The sequence below is a fragment of the Microbacterium sp. lyk4-40-TSB-66 genome, from assembly GCF_030209475.1.
GTDB lineage: Bacteria > Actinomycetota > Actinomycetes > Actinomycetales > Microbacteriaceae > Microbacterium.
On sequence record NZ_JARVRW010000003.1, the window covers coordinates 164,800 to 180,212 of the forward strand.

General features: G+C 71.5%; 14 protein-coding genes. 6 read left to right on the top strand and 8 right to left on the bottom strand.

Annotation, left to right across the window (positions count from 1 at the left end; translation table 11 throughout):
- Positions 1-108: 108 nt before the first annotated feature.
- Positions 109-1,179, bottom strand: a complete 1,071-nt coding sequence (locus tag QRO03_RS05900; protein ID WP_285136593.1) for a histidinol-phosphate transaminase — start codon at positions 1,177-1,179, stop codon at positions 109-111.
- 96 nt (positions 1,180-1,275) lie between these two features.
- Here QRO03_RS05900 and QRO03_RS05905 point away from each other — a divergent pair, with 96 nt between their 5' ends.
- The 5 genes from QRO03_RS05905 (at position 1,276) to QRO03_RS05925 (ending at position 8,211) form a co-directional block, all read left to right on the top strand.
- Positions 1,276-1,680: a phage holin family protein gene (locus QRO03_RS05905; RefSeq protein ID WP_285136594.1), complete on the top strand. Its 405-nt coding sequence runs from the start codon at positions 1,276-1,278 to the stop codon at positions 1,678-1,680.
- Positions 1,681-1,898: 218 nt separating this feature from the next.
- Positions 1,899-2,405, top strand: a complete 507-nt coding sequence (locus tag QRO03_RS05910; RefSeq protein ID WP_285136595.1) for a low molecular weight protein-tyrosine-phosphatase — start codon at positions 1,899-1,901, stop codon at positions 2,403-2,405.
- A gap of 27 nt (positions 2,406-2,432) precedes the next feature.
- A complete protein-coding gene (gene purB / locus QRO03_RS05915) occupies positions 2,433-3,812 on the top strand; it encodes an adenylosuccinate lyase (RefSeq protein ID WP_285136596.1) in 1,380 nt (459 codons plus the stop codon).
- A gap of 334 nt (positions 3,813-4,146) precedes the next feature.
- Entirely contained in the window at positions 4,147-6,996 is a 2,850-nt protein-coding gene (locus QRO03_RS05920) for a discoidin domain-containing protein (protein ID WP_285136597.1), read from the top strand.
- Positions 6,997-7,170: 174 nt separating this feature from the next.
- Positions 7,171-8,211 carry a zinc-dependent alcohol dehydrogenase family protein gene (locus QRO03_RS05925; protein WP_285136598.1) on the top strand — a complete coding sequence of 347 codons (1,041 nt, stop codon included), beginning with the start codon at positions 7,171-7,173 and terminating at the stop codon, positions 8,209-8,211.
- 590 nt (positions 8,212-8,801) lie between these two features.
- Here the strand turns inward: QRO03_RS05925 and QRO03_RS05930 are convergent.
- From QRO03_RS05930 to QRO03_RS05940, 3 genes are all read right to left on the bottom strand, one after another.
- Positions 8,802-9,221 (bottom strand): amino acid transporter, encoded by a 420-nt coding sequence (locus tag QRO03_RS05930; protein ID WP_285136599.1) that lies wholly within the window; start codon positions 9,219-9,221, stop codon positions 8,802-8,804.
- The gene (locus QRO03_RS05935; RefSeq protein WP_285136600.1) at positions 9,218-9,850 is read right to left on the bottom strand and encodes an acyl-CoA synthetase; all 633 of its coding nucleotides are present in this window, start codon (positions 9,848-9,850) and stop codon (positions 9,218-9,220) included. Before QRO03_RS05935 ends, QRO03_RS05930 begins: the two co-directional genes overlap by 4 nt.
- 107 nt (positions 9,851-9,957) lie before the next feature.
- The gene (locus QRO03_RS05940; protein WP_285136912.1) at positions 9,958-10,344 is read right to left on the bottom strand and encodes an LAVTG motif-containing sortase-dependent surface protein; all 387 of its coding nucleotides are present in this window, start codon (positions 10,342-10,344) and stop codon (positions 9,958-9,960) included.
- A 199-nt stretch (positions 10,345-10,543) separates the two neighbouring features.
- Here QRO03_RS05940 and QRO03_RS05945 point away from each other — a divergent pair, with 199 nt between their 5' ends.
- Entirely contained in the window at positions 10,544-10,954 is a 411-nt protein-coding gene (locus QRO03_RS05945) for an NUDIX hydrolase (RefSeq protein WP_285136601.1), read from the top strand.
- Between the two features lie 529 nt (positions 10,955-11,483).
- Here the strand turns inward: QRO03_RS05945 and QRO03_RS05950 are convergent.
- From QRO03_RS05950 to QRO03_RS05965, 4 genes are all read right to left on the bottom strand, one after another.
- Positions 11,484-12,971 carry an SDR family NAD(P)-dependent oxidoreductase gene (locus tag QRO03_RS05950; RefSeq protein ID WP_285136602.1) on the bottom strand — a complete coding sequence of 496 codons (1,488 nt, stop codon included), beginning with the start codon at positions 12,969-12,971 and terminating at the stop codon, positions 11,484-11,486.
- A 189-nt stretch (positions 12,972-13,160) separates the two neighbouring features.
- Positions 13,161-13,319, bottom strand: coding sequence for a hypothetical protein (locus QRO03_RS05955; RefSeq protein ID WP_285136603.1), 159 nt, complete (start codon positions 13,317-13,319; stop codon positions 13,161-13,163).
- A gap of 85 nt (positions 13,320-13,404) precedes the next feature.
- Positions 13,405-14,547 (bottom strand): acyltransferase family protein, encoded by a 1,143-nt coding sequence (locus QRO03_RS05960; RefSeq protein WP_285136604.1) that lies wholly within the window; start codon positions 14,545-14,547, stop codon positions 13,405-13,407.
- 195 nt (positions 14,548-14,742) lie between these two features.
- Positions 14,743-15,402: a HEAT repeat domain-containing protein gene (locus QRO03_RS05965; protein ID WP_285136605.1), complete on the bottom strand. Its 660-nt coding sequence runs from the start codon at positions 15,400-15,402 to the stop codon at positions 14,743-14,745.
- Positions 15,403-15,413 lie beyond the last annotated feature (11 nt).

A 15,413-nucleotide genomic window follows, 5' to 3' on the forward strand; every position in this document is an offset into this window, starting at 1 on the left:
TCCCTTCGACAGGCTCAGGGACCTCGGAGAACGCAGGGACCGCTTCCAGAGGTGGCTGAATCTGTCGAAGCCACCCGGTACAGCACCGGCGGTGACCGGCGTGCCGCGTCAGCGCTGAGCCGCGGCGACCTCGACGACGCGCTCCAGCGACTCCTCCTCGCCGATGGAGATGCGGATGCCGTCGCCCGCGAACGGGCGCACGATGAGGCCCGCCGCCTCGAACGCCGCCGCGACCTCGAGCGTGCGCTCCCCCGCGGCGAGCCAGACGAAGTTGCCCTGCGCGTCGGGGACGTCCCACCCGGCCGCGCGGAGGCGGTCGACCAGACGGTCGCGCCGCTCGGCGATCAGGGCGACGCGGTGCAGCAGCTCGCTCTCGGCGTCCAGGCTCGACAGCGCCGCTGCTTCGCCGGCGGCCGTGACCGACAGGGGGATCGCGGTGCTGCGGGCGGCGTTCAGCACCGCCTCGTTGCCGATCGCGTAGCCGACGCGCAGACCCGCGAGGCCGTAGGCCTTCGAGAAGGTGCGGAGCACGACGATGTTGGGTCGGTCGAGCACGGCGCGCACGCGTCCGCCCTCGACGGAGTCGGGGTCGGTGACGAACTCGGCGTACGCCTCGTCGAGCACGACGAGCACATCGCGCGGCACGGCGTCGATGAACGCCGCGAACTCGTCATAGCCGACGGTCGGGCCGGTGGGGTTGTTGGGGCTGCACACGATCACCAGACGCGTGCGCTCGGTGACGGCGGCGGCCATGGCCGGCAGGTCGTGCCGCGCCTCGGCCGTGAGCGGCACCTGCACGCTCGCCGCTCCCGTCACCGCGACGAGCGAGGGGTATGCCTCGAACGAGCGCCACGCGTACACGACCTCGTCGCCCGGTCCCGAGGTCGCCAGCAGCAGCTGCGCGAGCAGCGAGACGCTGCCGGCGCCGACGTGCACCTCGTCGGGCGAGACGCCGTAGCGCGCGGCGAGTCGTTCGCGCAGGCGTGCCGCCGTGGCATCCGGGTATCTGTTGAAGGCACCCGCGGCGTGGACCGCCTCGAGCACGCCGGGAAGGGGCTCGTAGGGGTTCTCGTTGCTCGAGAGCTTGAAGGCGTCGGGGCTGGCCTGTCGACCCTGTCGGTACGCCGGCAGGGCGGCGATCTCGGGACGGATACGGGGCAGGACCGGCTGTTCGCTCACCCCGCGAGCCTAACCGCGGGGCCCCCGGTTCCGTCAGCCCCTCCTCCACAGTGCGACGCCCTGACACGGGGCCGGCGCGCGTGCCAAGGTGGGGGCATGCGCTTCGTCGTCCGCGTTGCCGTCAACGCCTTCGCCATCTGGATCGTCACGCTTCTGCCCGCGCTCCAGGTGCGCCTCATCCCCTTCGCCCCCGGCGAGTGGCTGCAGGTGCTGCTCACGCTGCTGCTGGTGGGCCTGATCTTCGCGCTCGTGAACACCATCGTGGGCACGGTGGTGAAGATCGTGGCGATTCCTCTCTACATCCTCACCCTCGGGCTGATCTCGCTGATCATCAACGGGTTCCTGCTGTGGCTGACCGCGGTCATCACCGAGAACTGGGACTGGGGCCTTCGCACCGGCGAGTTCTGGCTGACGGTGGTCGCCGCCCTGCTCATCGGCGTGATCAACGCCGTGCTCGGCGGCATCCTGCGCCCGCGTCGCGAGGAGCGCGAGCGCGGCTGACGGCGCCCGCGCGTTACGGCCGAGGTCCCTGACGGACACGACGCGCGTGCGGCACAGGTCCCTGGCACCCCAGGTCCCTGAGCCTGTCGAAGGGACCGAGACGTGCACGCATCCGGAGGCGTCGACGGGCTCGGCATCCTTCGTCCGAGACGAAGCCCAGCGTCCTCCGTCGGGAATCGACGGGTGCGGACGCGCAGCGTCCCCGCCATGATGGAGGGATGACCGCGAGTGCCGACGCGCCCTTCCGCGTCGTGTTCGTGTGCAGCGGGAACATCTGCCGGTCTCCGATGGCCGAGGTGGTCTTCCGCCGTCTCGCCGAGACCGCGGGCCTCGGCGCGCACGTCTCCTCGACGTCCGCGGGGACCGGCGACTGGCACGTCGGCGAGCGCGCAGACCACCGCACGATCGCGGCCCTCGACCGTCTCGGTTACGACGGTGCGGCGCATCGCGCGCGGCAGTTCCAGTACGTCGACTTCACGCGCAACGACCTCGTCGTGGCGCTCGATCGCAGTCACGAACGGGTGCTCCGCGGGTGGGCGCAGAGCGACGACGACGCCGACAAGATCGCCCTGCTGCAGTCGTTCCTCCCCGATGCCGAGACCCTCGACGTCCCCGACCCGTACTACGCGGGGGCCCCGATGTTCGACGAGGTGCTCGGTATGATCGAACGCGCAAGCCGAGCCCTGTTCCGACAGCTCGAGCCCGCCATCCGTTCCGCGGGCTGATCCGTTCGCGCGACCCCCGGGAGACCCGTGTCCTCTCTGCCTCCGCAGCCCCTCAGCCCGCTCGACGGTCGGTACTTCGCCACCGTGTCCGAGATCGGCGATTACCTGTCGGAGGCGGGGTTGAACCGCGCCCGCGTCGAGGTCGAGGTCGAGTGGCTGCTCGCCCTGACCGACCGTTCCCTGTTCGGCACCTCGCCGGTGTCCGACGAGGACCGGACGCGCCTCCGCGCCCTGTACGAGGAGTTCGGCGCCGACGAGATCGCCTGGCTCGCCGCGAAAGAGGCCGTCACCCGTCACGACGTGAAGGCCGTCGAGTACCTCGTGCGCGACCGTCTCGACACCCTCGGCCTGACCGGCCTCGCCGAGCTGACGCACTTCGCGTGCACGAGCGAAGACATCAACTCCACCGCCTACGCCCTCACCGTGCAGCGCGCGGTCGAGCGCGTCTGGCTGCCCAAGCTCCGCGCCGTCACCGCGGCCCTCGCCGAACTGGCGGTGCAGCACCGCGACGCGGCGATGCTCTCGCGGACGCACGGCCAGCCCGCCACGCCCACCACCATGGGCAAAGAGATCGGCGTCTTCGCGTGGCGCCTCGAGCGCGTCATCCGTCAGCTGGAGGCCGGGGAGTACCTCGCGAAGTTCTCCGGCGCCACGGGCACCTGGTCGGCGCACGTCGCCGCCGAGCCCGACGTCGACTGGCCCGAGCTGACGCGGGCGTTCATCGAGTCGCTGGGGCTGGGCTTCAACCCGGTCACCACGCAGATCGAGTCGCACGACTGGCAGGTCGAGCTGTACGACCGCGCGCGTCACGCAGGCGGCATCCTTCACAACCTCGCCACCGACATCTGGACCTACATCTCGCTCGGGTACTTCACCCAGATCCCCGTCGAGGGTGCCACCGGCTCCTCGACGATGCCGCACAAGATCAACCCGATCCGCTTCGAGAACGCCGAGGCCAACCTCGAGATCGCCGGCGGACTGTTCAGCACGCTGGCATCCACCCTCGTCACCAGCCGTCTGCAGCGCGACCTGACCGACTCCACGACGCAGCGCAACATCGGCGTCGCGTTCGGTCACTCGCTGCTCGCGCTCGACAACCTGCGGCGCGGCCTCACCGAGATCTCGCTCGCCGAAGACGTGCTGCTCGCCGACCTCGACGTGAATTGGGAGGTGCTCGCCGAGGCCATCCAGACCGTGGTGCGCGCCGAGATCGCGGCCGGTCGCTCGCAGATCACGGATCCCTACGGCCTGCTGAAGGACCTCACGCGCGGCCGCCGCGTCGGCGCCCCCGAGCTGGCCGAGTTCGTGCGCGGACTCGACATCGGCGATGCCGCGAAAGAGCGCCTGCTCGCCCTAACGCCCGCCGCCTACGCGGGCCTCGCGTCGCGGGTGGTCGACGCGCTGTAGGCCCGCCTCTCCCCGGGCGCCACGCTGGCGCATCGCACCGTCACCTCGTTGAGTGTCCAGAACACGCCGCATCCCGCTCGACGCATCGGCGAGTCTTGGACACTCAACAGCGCTTCGACGCGCGCGCCACACCCCGGAGCCTCGCCGTCGAGTGCCCAGGGCACGCCGTACCTGGCGCGACGCAGCGGCGCGTCTCGGACACCCACGCGTGCGCGGGCCGAGATGAGGCTGGACTCACGCCCGCGCATCCCCGTAGTGTGTTGACGTCAACATCCCCCAGACCTTCGGGTCGCCCGTGCGTCGCATCGTCGCGGCGCGGATCGGAACAGACGCGATGACGCATCGACGCCCCCTGACCGCACGCCGCCTCCTCGCGGCCGCGACGGCCGCCGTTTTGGCCGGAGCCCTGGCATCCCCCCTCTCGGCCACCGCCGCCACGGGCGTGCCGACCGACCCGAACGACGGCGTGCCGCGCATCACGACGCCGATCACGTACGACGCGTTCCAGCCCCTCGCCGACCCCGGCGCGAGCGCCGCCGACTATTTCCAGCCGAAGTGGTACGACACCGACGGGCGTCACATCCAGGCGCACGGCGGCCAAGTCGTGACCACCGAGGAAGACGGCCAGACCGTCTACTACTGGTACGGCGAAGACCGCACGAAGGGCTACTGGGACAGCCCGGGCGTCGCCGTGTACCGGTCGACGGATGCCATGAACTGGACCAACATGGGCGACGCGCTGCGCAGCATCTCGACCCGCGACGACCTGCTCACCCCCTACTTCGAGGAGCTGTACGACACGGTCGACGAGAACGGCCAGCCGCGCACCGGGAAGATCGATGCGCTCGCGTACCACCTGAACTCCACACGCGACTCCGACTACACCGCGATCTTCGAGCGCCCGAAGGTGCTGCACAACGAACAGACCGACCAGTGGGTCATGTGGTGGCACGCCGACGGGCGCATCGAGCCCGGCGGCAGCACCTACGCGCGCTCCATGGCGGCTGTGGCCGTGTCGGACTCCCCCGCGGGTCCGTTCCGCATGACCGGAGCCTTCCGCATGCCCAACCGCACGAACTACCAGGCCTGCACGCAATACGCGGTGCCGGGCCAGGCGCGCGACATGACCGTGTTCCAGGATGACGACGGCAAGGCGTACATCTCGTACTCGTCGGAAGAGAACTACAGCCTCTACGTCGCCGAGCTCGACGATTCGTACACGAACGTCACCCACACCACCGGCACGGACACCCTCGACGTGAACCAGTACTCCGAGGACGGCCGCTACCCCTACGTCTTCGCCGACGGCACCCCCGAGGCGCCGGTGCGCGGCGAGGACTTCCAGATCGTCAAGGAGTGCGGCCACCTCGAGGCCCCGGCGATCTTCAAGCGCGACGGCACGTACAGCGTCGTGACGTCGGGGGCGACCGGCTGGGCGCCGAACCCGCAGACCTACTACACGACGCAGAACCTCATGGGCACGTGGATCCGCGGCATCGAGGCGAACGACGTCAACGAGACGGTGCTGTACAACTCCATCCCCGACGGAGGCGACGGACTGCTCTCGATCGGCGACGCGCGACGTACGACGTTCGGCTCGCAGACCACGAACGTGTTCGAGCTGGAGCCCGGCAAGTTCGTCTACATGGGCGACCGCTGGAACGAGGGCAAGTCCGACTCCACCTACGTCTGGCTCCCCCTCACCGTGGGTGAGAACGGGCGCCTCGAGATGCACAACCCCGCGGCCGAGGACCCCGCGCGCTACGGCGCAGGCTGGGACGCCTCGTACTGGGATGACAAGGGCTTCGGCCACGGCACGTGGAAGGTCGTCGACGACCGCCTCCCCGACAGCGTGCGCCGCGGCGCTACCGCCACCCTGCCGTCGACGGTCTCGGTCGAGGTCGACGGGCGCCGCACGGATGTCGCGGTCACCTGGTCGTCGCTGGACACCGGACGCCTCGGTACCCGCACCCTCACGGGCACCCTCGCCGCTGACGCCGACTTCACCGCGGGTCGCACCTTCACCCGCACCGTCGACGTGGCCGAACCCGGCATCGCGCAGATCGCGCCCGAGGCCGCCGTGTCGGCATCCCACCGCAACGACCTCGCCCGCACCGTGATCGACGGCCGTGTCTCCAAGGGCTGGGACGACTGGTCGGGCAGCGGCTACCCGCGCGACAGCTGGCTGGCGTTCGAGTGGGACACCGCCCGCGCCGTCGACTCGATCGTGGTCGACACCTACAAGGACGGCCCCACCGCGACGTGGCCCTCGCGCATCGAGGTGCAATACCGCGACGCCAGCGGCGCCTGGGTCCCCTCGCAGGTGGCCGCGACCGTCGTTCAGGATGCCGCGAAGCCCGCGCCCGTGGTCACCCTCGACACGCGCGCGCTCGCTCCGATGAGCGCCCTGCGCCTGCGGATGACCACGCAGACGAACACGTGGCAGTCGATCGCGGAGGTGTCCATCTGGGGCGAGGCCGGCGTGCCGAACGTCTGCCGCGCATCCGATGCCGTGGTGACCGCGTCGTTCTGGCAGACCCGCTACGAGACCATGACGCCCGGCCTCGCCTGCGACGGACGCCGGAGCACCTCGTGGTCGACCTGGACCGACGCCGCCCTGAAGGACAACGCGGTCTTCACGCTCACCACCGACAGCACGCACGGCATCGGCGGTGTCGAGTTCACGAACACCGAGGGCAAGATCACCGGCGTGACCGCTGAGTACCGCACCGCGGACGGCACGTGGACCCCGGTGTCGCCGACCGGCACCGCGCCGGCGGTCGTCAACAACGCCAAGACCGTCCTGACGTTCGAGCCGGTGCGCGCCACCGGGCTGCGGCTGACGTTCGCGACCCCGGCGTCGTACCTGAAGATCCCCGAGATCGTCGTGCCCGAGGTCGTGGTGCCCCCGAAGGTGTCGGCCACGGTGTCGTCGCGCTGCATCGCGGGTCGTGTCACGGTCGTCACCACCGTGCGCAACGACGAGACGATGCCCGTGGACGTCGACGTCGCCTCGCCCTGGGGTCGCAAGACCCTGACGGCGATGAAGCCCGGATCGTCCACCTCCGTCGCCCAGGCGACGCGCGCCGCCGCGATCGACGGTGGCGCGGTGACGGTCACCACGTCGGCCGGAGATGCGCGAGGAGTGCAGACCGTGCCGATCGCGGCATCCAGCTGCCGCTGACGGGGGACGCCCGCCCCGGCCCGCGACTCCCCGTTGCGCGGCCGGGGCGGGCGTCGTTCTGCGGCCGGACGGTGCTCCCCGCGGACACGGGCACGGCTGCGCGTTCCCCGAACGTGACTGACGAGCGCCTCGCGCGCGCCTGCGGGAGGACCACAGGGCAGCAGAATGGATGCCATGCGCGCGATGATCATGGACGCCCTCGCCGAACCCCTCGAGGTGCGCGATGTGGAGGCGCCGAGCGTTCCCGATGACGGGGTCGTCGTCGAGGTGCACGCGACGGGCCTGTGCAAGAGCGATTGGCACGCCTGGGTCGGTCACGACGACGTCGCCCTGCCGCACGTTCCCGGCCACGAGCTGGCGGGCGTGATCGTCGAGGTGGGCGCCGGCGTACAGCGCTGGCAGGTCGGCGACCGGGTCACGGTCCCCTTCGTCATGGGGTGCGGGGCGTGCGAGTGGTGCCTGAGCGGCAACGCGCAGGTGTGCCCCGACCAGCAGCAGCCCGGCTTCACCCAGTGGGGGAGCTTCGCCGAGCGGGTCGCCCTGCGCGCCGCCGACACGAACGTCGTGCGCATCCCCGACGGCGTCTCGTTCGAGGCGGCGGCGGCCCTCGGATGCCGCTTCGCCACCGCCTACCGCGCGCTCACCGGCCGCGCGCGTGTGCAGGCCGGCGAGTGGATCACGGTGGTCGGCGCGGGAGGTGTGGGCCTCAGCGCGGTGATGATCGGCGCGGCCCTCGGCGCCCGCGTGATCGCCGTCGACCGCACTCCCGCGGCGCTCGAGGCCGCGAAGCGGTTGGGCGCCGAGCACACGCTCACGGCCGACGGGTCGGACATCGCCGCGGCCGTACACGAGCTCACCGGCGGCGGCGGCCACGTATCGGTCGACGCGGTGGGCAGCGCCCAGACGGCGCGCGACGCCGTGCTGAGCCTGCGTCGACGGGGTCGCCACGTGCAGATCGGGCTGCTGCCCACGCCCGACGGCATGAGCGCGATGCCCATGGCCCGCGTGATCGCGTGGGAGCTCGACCTGCTCGGCAGCCACGGCATGGCCGCGGTGGACTACCCCGAGATGCTCTCGCTCATCGAGAGCGGCGCCCTCCGCCCCCAAGAGCTCGTCGAGCGGGTCGTCGGCCTCGGCGAGGCGGCGCAACTCCTGCCGACCATGGATACCGCCTCACCCGCGGGCATGACCATGATCGACCCGCGCCGCGCCTGACCTCGCTCCCGCAGCCGCGGGTCTTCCGTTGCGGAGCATCGCCGATGGCAGGCGGAGCGCGGCGGTCGGTCGCCTGCGACACACGCAGCGCGGGGCTCGGCCGCGGAACGTGGTGCGGACGGGAGGAGATCCGGCGAAGGGAGGGCCACAACGCTCCGCGCAGTCCTCCGCTCTCGGCATCCCCTCCGCTCATTGCCGTCGCCGTGGCCCGCGGAACCCGGGCGCGGCATATCGCGCGGCCCGGTGAACCCGGAGCGCGGCCGGTCTGGAATACGGCAAGACACGGATCCACCTACGTGGCCGAGCCCGGACCGCGAGCCTGCGTTCCGCGAATCCGGTGCGGACGGGAGGAGATTCGGCGAGGGGAGGACCACACCGCCCGCGCAGTCCTCCGCTCGCAGTATCACCTCCGCCCATCACCGCAGCGCCACAGCGCCGCAGCGCCACAGCGCCACAGCGCCACAGCGCCACAGCGCCACAGGCATCAGGCACCGGGCACAGCGCGATCTGTCAGGGACGACGTCGACCCGCGCCGCACCGCGCACTTCGCACCGGCGGACGCACCCGTGCAGTCCGCGTGAGGACCGGTGTCAGGCCTTCGGCGCCGCGTCGTCGTCAGGCGTGTCGGCCGTCGGCCGCGCGGGCTGTCCCGGAGCCGCGGCGTCGGTGGCCGTAGCCCCTGCGGCGGGGCCGGACGTGGAGGTGCCGGAGGCGGTGGCATCCGGAGCGTCCTTGGGGAGGAGCAGCGGACGATCGACCGTCGCGGTGACCTTGGCCGGGTCGACGGCGAGCAGCATGAGGGCGACGCTGACGAGCACGACGATGAACGTCGCTCCGGCCGCGACGAGCGCGACGATCAGGGCGTTCTGGATCTGGTCGGCGGGGCGCGACTGGAAGAACCCCATCGACATCAGGGTGACGAAACCGGCGAACAGGGCGGCGATGAAGGCCAGGCCCAGCAGCTGGACGGGCTTCATCAGGTCTTTGCGCGTGGTGGGCTTGTCGGTCACGACGCGGCCTCCTCAGGGGATACGGCCGCTACGGGCTCGGGGCGGCGCGGCGAGAAGCCCGCGATCGCGAGGAACACGGCGACGACCGCCGCGTATCCGCCGAAGAGTCCCACGGCGATGGTGATGCCGGTCAATGTGAACGATCCCGCACCGGTGATGTCGTAGTCGAGCGCGTACTGCATCGGGGTGAGCAGCAGCACGGCCGCCAGCACGATGCCCAGGATGCCGATGAGCACTCCGTCGCGCACTCCCGCGGTGCGCCCCGCCTTGCGGTCGCGCAGGGCTCCGAGCAATTCGATGAGCCCCGACACGAGAGCCCACGCGATGACGACGCCGAAGAAGACGCCGGTCGTGCGCCACGCGCCGACGCTGGACACGAGGCCGGCGAGGATCGAGACGGATGCCAGGAGCACCGGAATCATGCGCTCCTCGGGGCGGAACACCAGCCACGCGGCGAGCGCGAAAACGAGGCCCGTGGCGAGCGCGAAACCGCTGAACACCCCGAGCCCGAGGGGGGCGGAGTGGTCGGACGAGAAGGTGACCATGACGGCCGCGAGCGCCGCGAAGGCGGCGCGCGCCAGCTGCAGGTGGCGAACGTCGAAGGCGCGCGGTGTGGAGGAAGAGGTCACGGAGGGTCCCCGAAGAGCGGAATGGATGGGTTCCAGTGTATTCCTCGGCACCTGTGCGGCCCCCGCGGAACCTCGACGGCGAATCAGTGGATCCGCCGCACCCCGCCTCAGACGCTGCGGCGCCGACGAGCGCGGATGACGAGCCCGGCGACGAGCGCCAGGAGGGCGAGCACGGCGGCGCCGACGGCGATCTCGCCGCCCGTGGCCGGAAGCGCGCCGGGCCGGGGGTTCGCGGCATCCGATCCCGGGCCGGCCGGCGCGGGGTTCGCGGTGGACGTCGGAGCGGGCGACGCCGAGGAGGTGGGGACCACCGTCGGCGACGGGGTCGCGGTGGGTGCCGTCGTCGGCGGGGGCGTCGGGGCACCGGTACGGGCGGGGATCTCGACCGAGATGAGCAACGAGTCGCCCGTCGATTCCCCCGCCGGGGCATTGTGCGCGGCCAGGGGAGCCCCGAGCGCGAATGCCACCACTACCGCCGCCAACGTCTTCGTCATCACGCGATCAACCTCCTTGTCGAGGATGCCGTGAAACGCCCACGGAGCGCAAGGAAACGACGGTGATGCACGTTGTATTGCGCACGATCGCGTCATTTCGGGGCCTTTCGCGTGCCGGGCGGGTCTCCCGACCCCCCCCCCGGTGAGACGGGGCGAGCCTCGCCATTGGCGCAACGGCCGCGAGTGCTACCGTGCCGCTGTGACCCCGGATGCCATCACCCCGCGCCGCATCCACGTCTCGGCCGCGGTGATCACCGACGCCGACGGAAGGCTGCTGGTCGTGCGCAAGGCCGGCACGACGGCGTTCATGCAGCCCGGCGGCAAGCCGGAGCCCGACGAGACGCCCGCCGAGACCCTCGCGCGCGAGCTCGCCGAGGAGGTCGGCCTGCGCGTCGCACCCGAGCACCTCGAGCCCCTCGGTCGCTTCACCGCGAGCGCCGCGAACGAGCCCGGCTTCGAGGTGGTCGCCGACGTGTTCCGCGTCGACATCGGTGACCAGCAGCCGATCCCGGATGCCGAGATCGCGGAGCTCCGCTGGGTCACCGCCGCCACGGCATCCGGGCTCGAGATCGCCCCGCTGGCGCGCGAGTACTTCCTACCCGCGGGCTGAGGCGCTTCCGCGCCCGGCGGCCTCGCGCGGGCGTCGCACCCCCTGTTGAGTGTCCAGAACACGCCGCACGCGGGCGCCGGACGCGGCGCGTCCTGGACGCTCACCATGCCCCGCACCCCGACACCCACCTCGAGAGTCCACAACACGCCGCACGCGGGCGCCAGACGCGGCGCGTCCTGGACGCTCACCATGCCCCGCACCCCTACACCCACCTCGAGTGTCCACAACACGCCGTGCGCGGGCGCCGGATGCGGCGCATCCTGGACACTCACCATGCCCCGCACCCCGACACCCACCTCGAGAGTCCACAACACGCCGCACGCGGTCGCGGTACACGCCGTTCGCGGGCGCCGGACGCGGCGCATCCTGGACACTCACCATGCCCCGCGACCCGACACCCACCTCGAGTGTCCGAAACACCCAGACGTCTCGAGGAATCGTCCGGGTGTTTCGGACACTCAGGAGGGGAAGAGGCGCGCCCAGTGGGAGCGGACGCGACCCCGCGAGCAGGCGCGCCGGGCGCGTCAGCTCACCAGGAGCTCTTGCGGTAGTCCTTCAAGAAGACGCCGAACAGGTCTTCGCCGGCCTCGCCGCGCACGATCGGGTCGTACACGCGGGCGGCGCCGTCGACGAGGTCGAGCGGGGCGTGGAAGCCCTCCTCGGCGAGCCGCACCTTGGTGAAGTGCGGGCGCTCGTCGGTGATCCAGCCCGTGTCGACCGCCGTCATCAGGATGCGGTCGTTCTCGAACATCTCGCGGGCGCTCGTGCGCGTGAGCATGTTCAGCGCGGCCTTGGCCATGTTCGTGTGCGGATGCCCGGGGCCCTTGTAGCCGCGGCCGAACACGCCCTCCATCGCCGAGACGTTGACGATGTACTTGCGCTCGGCGGTGGAGGCCGCCATCGCCGGGCGCAGGCGGCTGACCAGCAGGAACGGCGCGGTCATGTTGGCCAGCTGCACCTCGAGCATCTCGAGCGGCTCGACCTGGTCGACGTGCTGCGTCCAGCTGTTGATGCGGTCCTCGTCGGGGATGAGTCCGCCCGCGTCGATCGCCGTTCCGGTCAGAAGGCGTTCGAGCGACGAGGAGCCGGCCGCCATGGCTTCGGCGGTGAGCTCGTCGGCCGTGCGCGCCGCCGACGCGAGGATCGGGTGCGCCGACACCGACTGCGCGAGCGCGAGCGGGTGGGCGTCGTTGGTGTGGCCGAAGGTGAGCAACTCGGGCAGCGGCCCGTCGGGGAGCGGTGCCAGTTCGGCATCCACGAGGGGTTTGTACGCGCCCGGCGAGCGCCGCACGGTTTGCGCGGCGTTGTTGATCAGGATGTCGAGCGGACCCGCGGATGCCACCGAGTCGGCGAGTCCGATCACCTGGGCGGGGTCGCGCAGGTCGATGCCGACGACCGTGAGGCGGTGGATCCACTCGGCGCTGTCGGGCAGCGACGAGAAGCGGCGCACGGCATCGCGGGGGAAGCGCGTGGTGATGGTCGTGTGCGCGCCGTCGCGCAGCAGCCGCAGCGCGATGTACATGCCGATCTTGGCGCGACCGCCGGTGAGCAGGGCCCGGCGACCGGTGAGGTCGGTGCGGGCGTCGCGCTTCTCGTGGCTCGACGAGGCGCAGTCGGGGCAGAGCTGGTGGTAGAACGCGTCGACCAGGGTGTAGTCCTGCTTGCAGATGTAGCAGGCGCGCGCCTTGATCAGCTCGCCCGCGAACGGCATCGAGGTGCGGGCGGCCAGCGGGATGCCGCGGGTCTCGTCGTCGATGCGATCGGCGGCGCCGGTGGCGGTGGCGGCGACGACCGCGCGATCGGCGTCGGCGATGCGCTGACGCTTCTCTTTGCGCGACTGCCGCTTGACGTCCTTGTAGAGCTTGCCGGTCTGGCGGCGCAGGGCGATGTAGGCGGGGTCGTCGTGGTCGAGCGAGGACGCCGCGTCGATGACGCGCAACGCGATCTCGAGCTCGGCGGGGTCGATGGCGGTCGACCGCGCGGCATCGCGTTCGGGGAGCAGTTGTGTTTCGGGCACGGGGCATCGTACCGAAGCGTTGCTGAAGAGCGGGTGGGCCGGGCGTGTCGCCTCAGGTCCGCATGATCGTCTCGGCTGCGTCGATCAGGCGGCTCGCAGGCTGGTCACGGTTGTCTCACTTTCGGAACACTTGCCGTGATGTGGAGACACGGAGCCGCGCCCGGCGTCGACGCCGCAACGCAAGGGGGGTCAGCCCTTGCCGCCGTCGACCCACCGCGTGTGCGCCTTCAGCGCGTGCAGCACGGCGAGGCGCACCACGAGATACAGGACGGCTCCGATCACCGCCAGGGTGACACCCCACGTCAGAACGATGATGAGCAGGTGCGGTCCAGCGAGTCCCGAGAACATCCGGCGAGCCTAGCCACCGGACGACGGCGACCTCAAGGACACCCGGGACCGGCCGGCGCGGGAACGAGGACCCGGGTGGACGCGCCTAGTGTGCCGCGACGGCCTCGCGCGTCGACGCCTTGCGCGACCGGTCGTACCGCAGCAGCCACCGCTGCGCGGGGATCTCGACCAGCTTGTGCATCGCCCACGCGATGGCCAGGGCGATGCCGAATGCGGCGAGCGCCAGCGGCACCGCCTGCCGCCAGGGAAGTTCGGGGTGCCCGTCGGGCCAGCCCGACGACACCGACGCGATGACGAGCAGGTGCACGAGGTAGAACGCGAACGACACCCGCCCGAGCTCCTGCCACAGCGGCCGGGCGAGGAACGTCGAGCGTCCTCGTGCGTCGGCGTTCGCGAGGGAGGCGACCAACAGCGCGTAGAAGCCGACGGTGGCGGCGAGCCCCGGGTGGATGTCGGTGCCCGGCACCATCGGCGCCTCCGACAGCGCGTAGCCGGCGACGGCCAGGGGCACCGCGATGCCGAGGCGCAGCGGCATCCATTCCCCCCGCTTCATCATCACAGCAAGGGTCATGCCGATGACGAACTCGGGCAGGCGCAGGAGCGGGGTGGATGCCGACGACAGCACGCCCGGCGCGAAGGCGGCGATCTGCGGAGCCAGCGCGACGAGCACCAGGGATGCCACGGCCACGACCGTGAGGATCCGGTTCGAGGCCCTCACGAGGGGGCGGATGAGGAACGGGAAGCCGAGATAGAAGAAGGCTTCGCACACGAGCGACCAGCTCGCGGGGTTGCCCGCCTGCCACCAGTCGGGCACCCACCCGTTGACGAGGAGGACGTTGGCGACGAGGGGCGCGGCTCCGTCGGTGCGGATCTCGGGAACGAGGGTCGCCGCGGCGATGAGCGCGAGGACGACGCCCACGACGTGCAGCGGGTAGATGCGCGCGACGCGGTGCCACCAGAACGAGCGGGCGGTCTGCTGCGGGCGATATCCCCAGGCGAGCACGAAGCCCGACAGGATGAAGAACAGCGTCACGCCGGTCTTGCCGGCCTCGAACACCACGCCCCACGCGACGCCGGCGTTGCCGCCGAAGTAATTCACCGCCATGAGGTGGTGGCCGAAGATCAGCAGCGCCGTCGCCCACCGCAGGCCCGTGAGCGAGGGCAGGTTGCGCACGCGGTCGAGCGGGCCGGGGGCGGCCGCCATCGGAGGCGCGACGGGAACGGTCATCGTGCTGATGGCGATCGCCTCCCGTGCCGTTCCCGAGCGCGACCGTGCACCCGTCGACGACACCGTTGGAGCCGACCTGAGCACGTGGAGTCGCGCAGACCTTCCGTGAAGGTACTCCCCCGCGCTCCGGAGAATACTGAAAGGGGTGGGGGTTGACCTGCGGCCCCGGCGTCTCGGCGGCTCTTCGAGCCCGGCTCAGCCCTCCGCCGGGATCGCTCGCTGCGCGACCACCCGTCGCGCCTCGACGACGGCCTCGGCGAACTCGGTGTCGGGGTCGTCCATGACGATCGCCGTTGCCCGCGCGTGTGCGCTGACCACGTCGTAGGGCGAGGCCGCCGCCCGCGCGATCACCGGCTCGGCCCGGAACCCGATGGCCGCGAACGCCCGGCTGAGACTGCGCTGGGTGTCGTGGTCGCCGCGGCCGAACTGGGTCGCGAGCTCCTCGGCGAGGCTCTCGTGGGCGTCGTCGGGGACGAGACCGGATGCCGTGCGCCATGCCGCCCGCGCCACCTCGGGGTGCCGGTCGCGCAGCACCGCCGGCGTGATCACCGCGAACGCGGCGGGATCGCCGATCTTCGACAGCGTGTGCAGCGCCTGGCTGCGCGCCTGCGGCACGTCGGATCCCACCTCGGGCATGAGCGCCGCCACAGCCTGAGAGGGATCGTGCCGGGTCAGCGCCCACGTGAGCATGTCGCGCACGAAGAAGTCACCCTCGACCGCGCACCGGGCGACGAGCTCGGCGACGTAGTCGTCGTGCGGACGCGTCCCCGCGGCGAGCGCGGCCTGCAGCCGGGCGGACGCGTCGGGGTGCTCGAGGGCTGTGCGGAGGCGATCGGCGGGGGTGGAGTCGGTCATGGTGCCCCCAG

Coding starts and splice junctions, on each gene's coding strand:
- QRO03_RS05965 (WP_285136605.1), bottom strand. CDS start 15,402: ATGACCGACTCCACCCCCGCCGATCGCCTCCGCACAGCCCTCGAGCAC.
- QRO03_RS05920 (WP_285136597.1), top strand. CDS start 4,147: ATGACGCATCGACGCCCCCTGACCGCACGCCGCCTCCTCGCGGCCGCG.
- QRO03_RS05910 (WP_285136595.1), top strand. CDS start 1,899: ATGACCGCGAGTGCCGACGCGCCCTTCCGCGTCGTGTTCGTGTGCAGC.
- QRO03_RS05940 (WP_285136912.1), bottom strand. CDS start 10,344: ATGACGAAGACGTTGGCGGCGGTAGTGGTGGCATTCGCGCTCGGGGCT.
- QRO03_RS05905 (WP_285136594.1), top strand. CDS start 1,276: ATGCGCTTCGTCGTCCGCGTTGCCGTCAACGCCTTCGCCATCTGGATC.
- QRO03_RS05925 (WP_285136598.1), top strand. CDS start 7,171: ATGCGCGCGATGATCATGGACGCCCTCGCCGAACCCCTCGAGGTGCGC.
- QRO03_RS05960 (WP_285136604.1), bottom strand. CDS start 14,547: ATGACCGTTCCCGTCGCGCCTCCGATGGCGGCCGCCCCCGGCCCGCTC.
- QRO03_RS05955 (WP_285136603.1), bottom strand. CDS start 13,319: ATGTTCTCGGGACTCGCTGGACCGCACCTGCTCATCATCGTTCTGACG.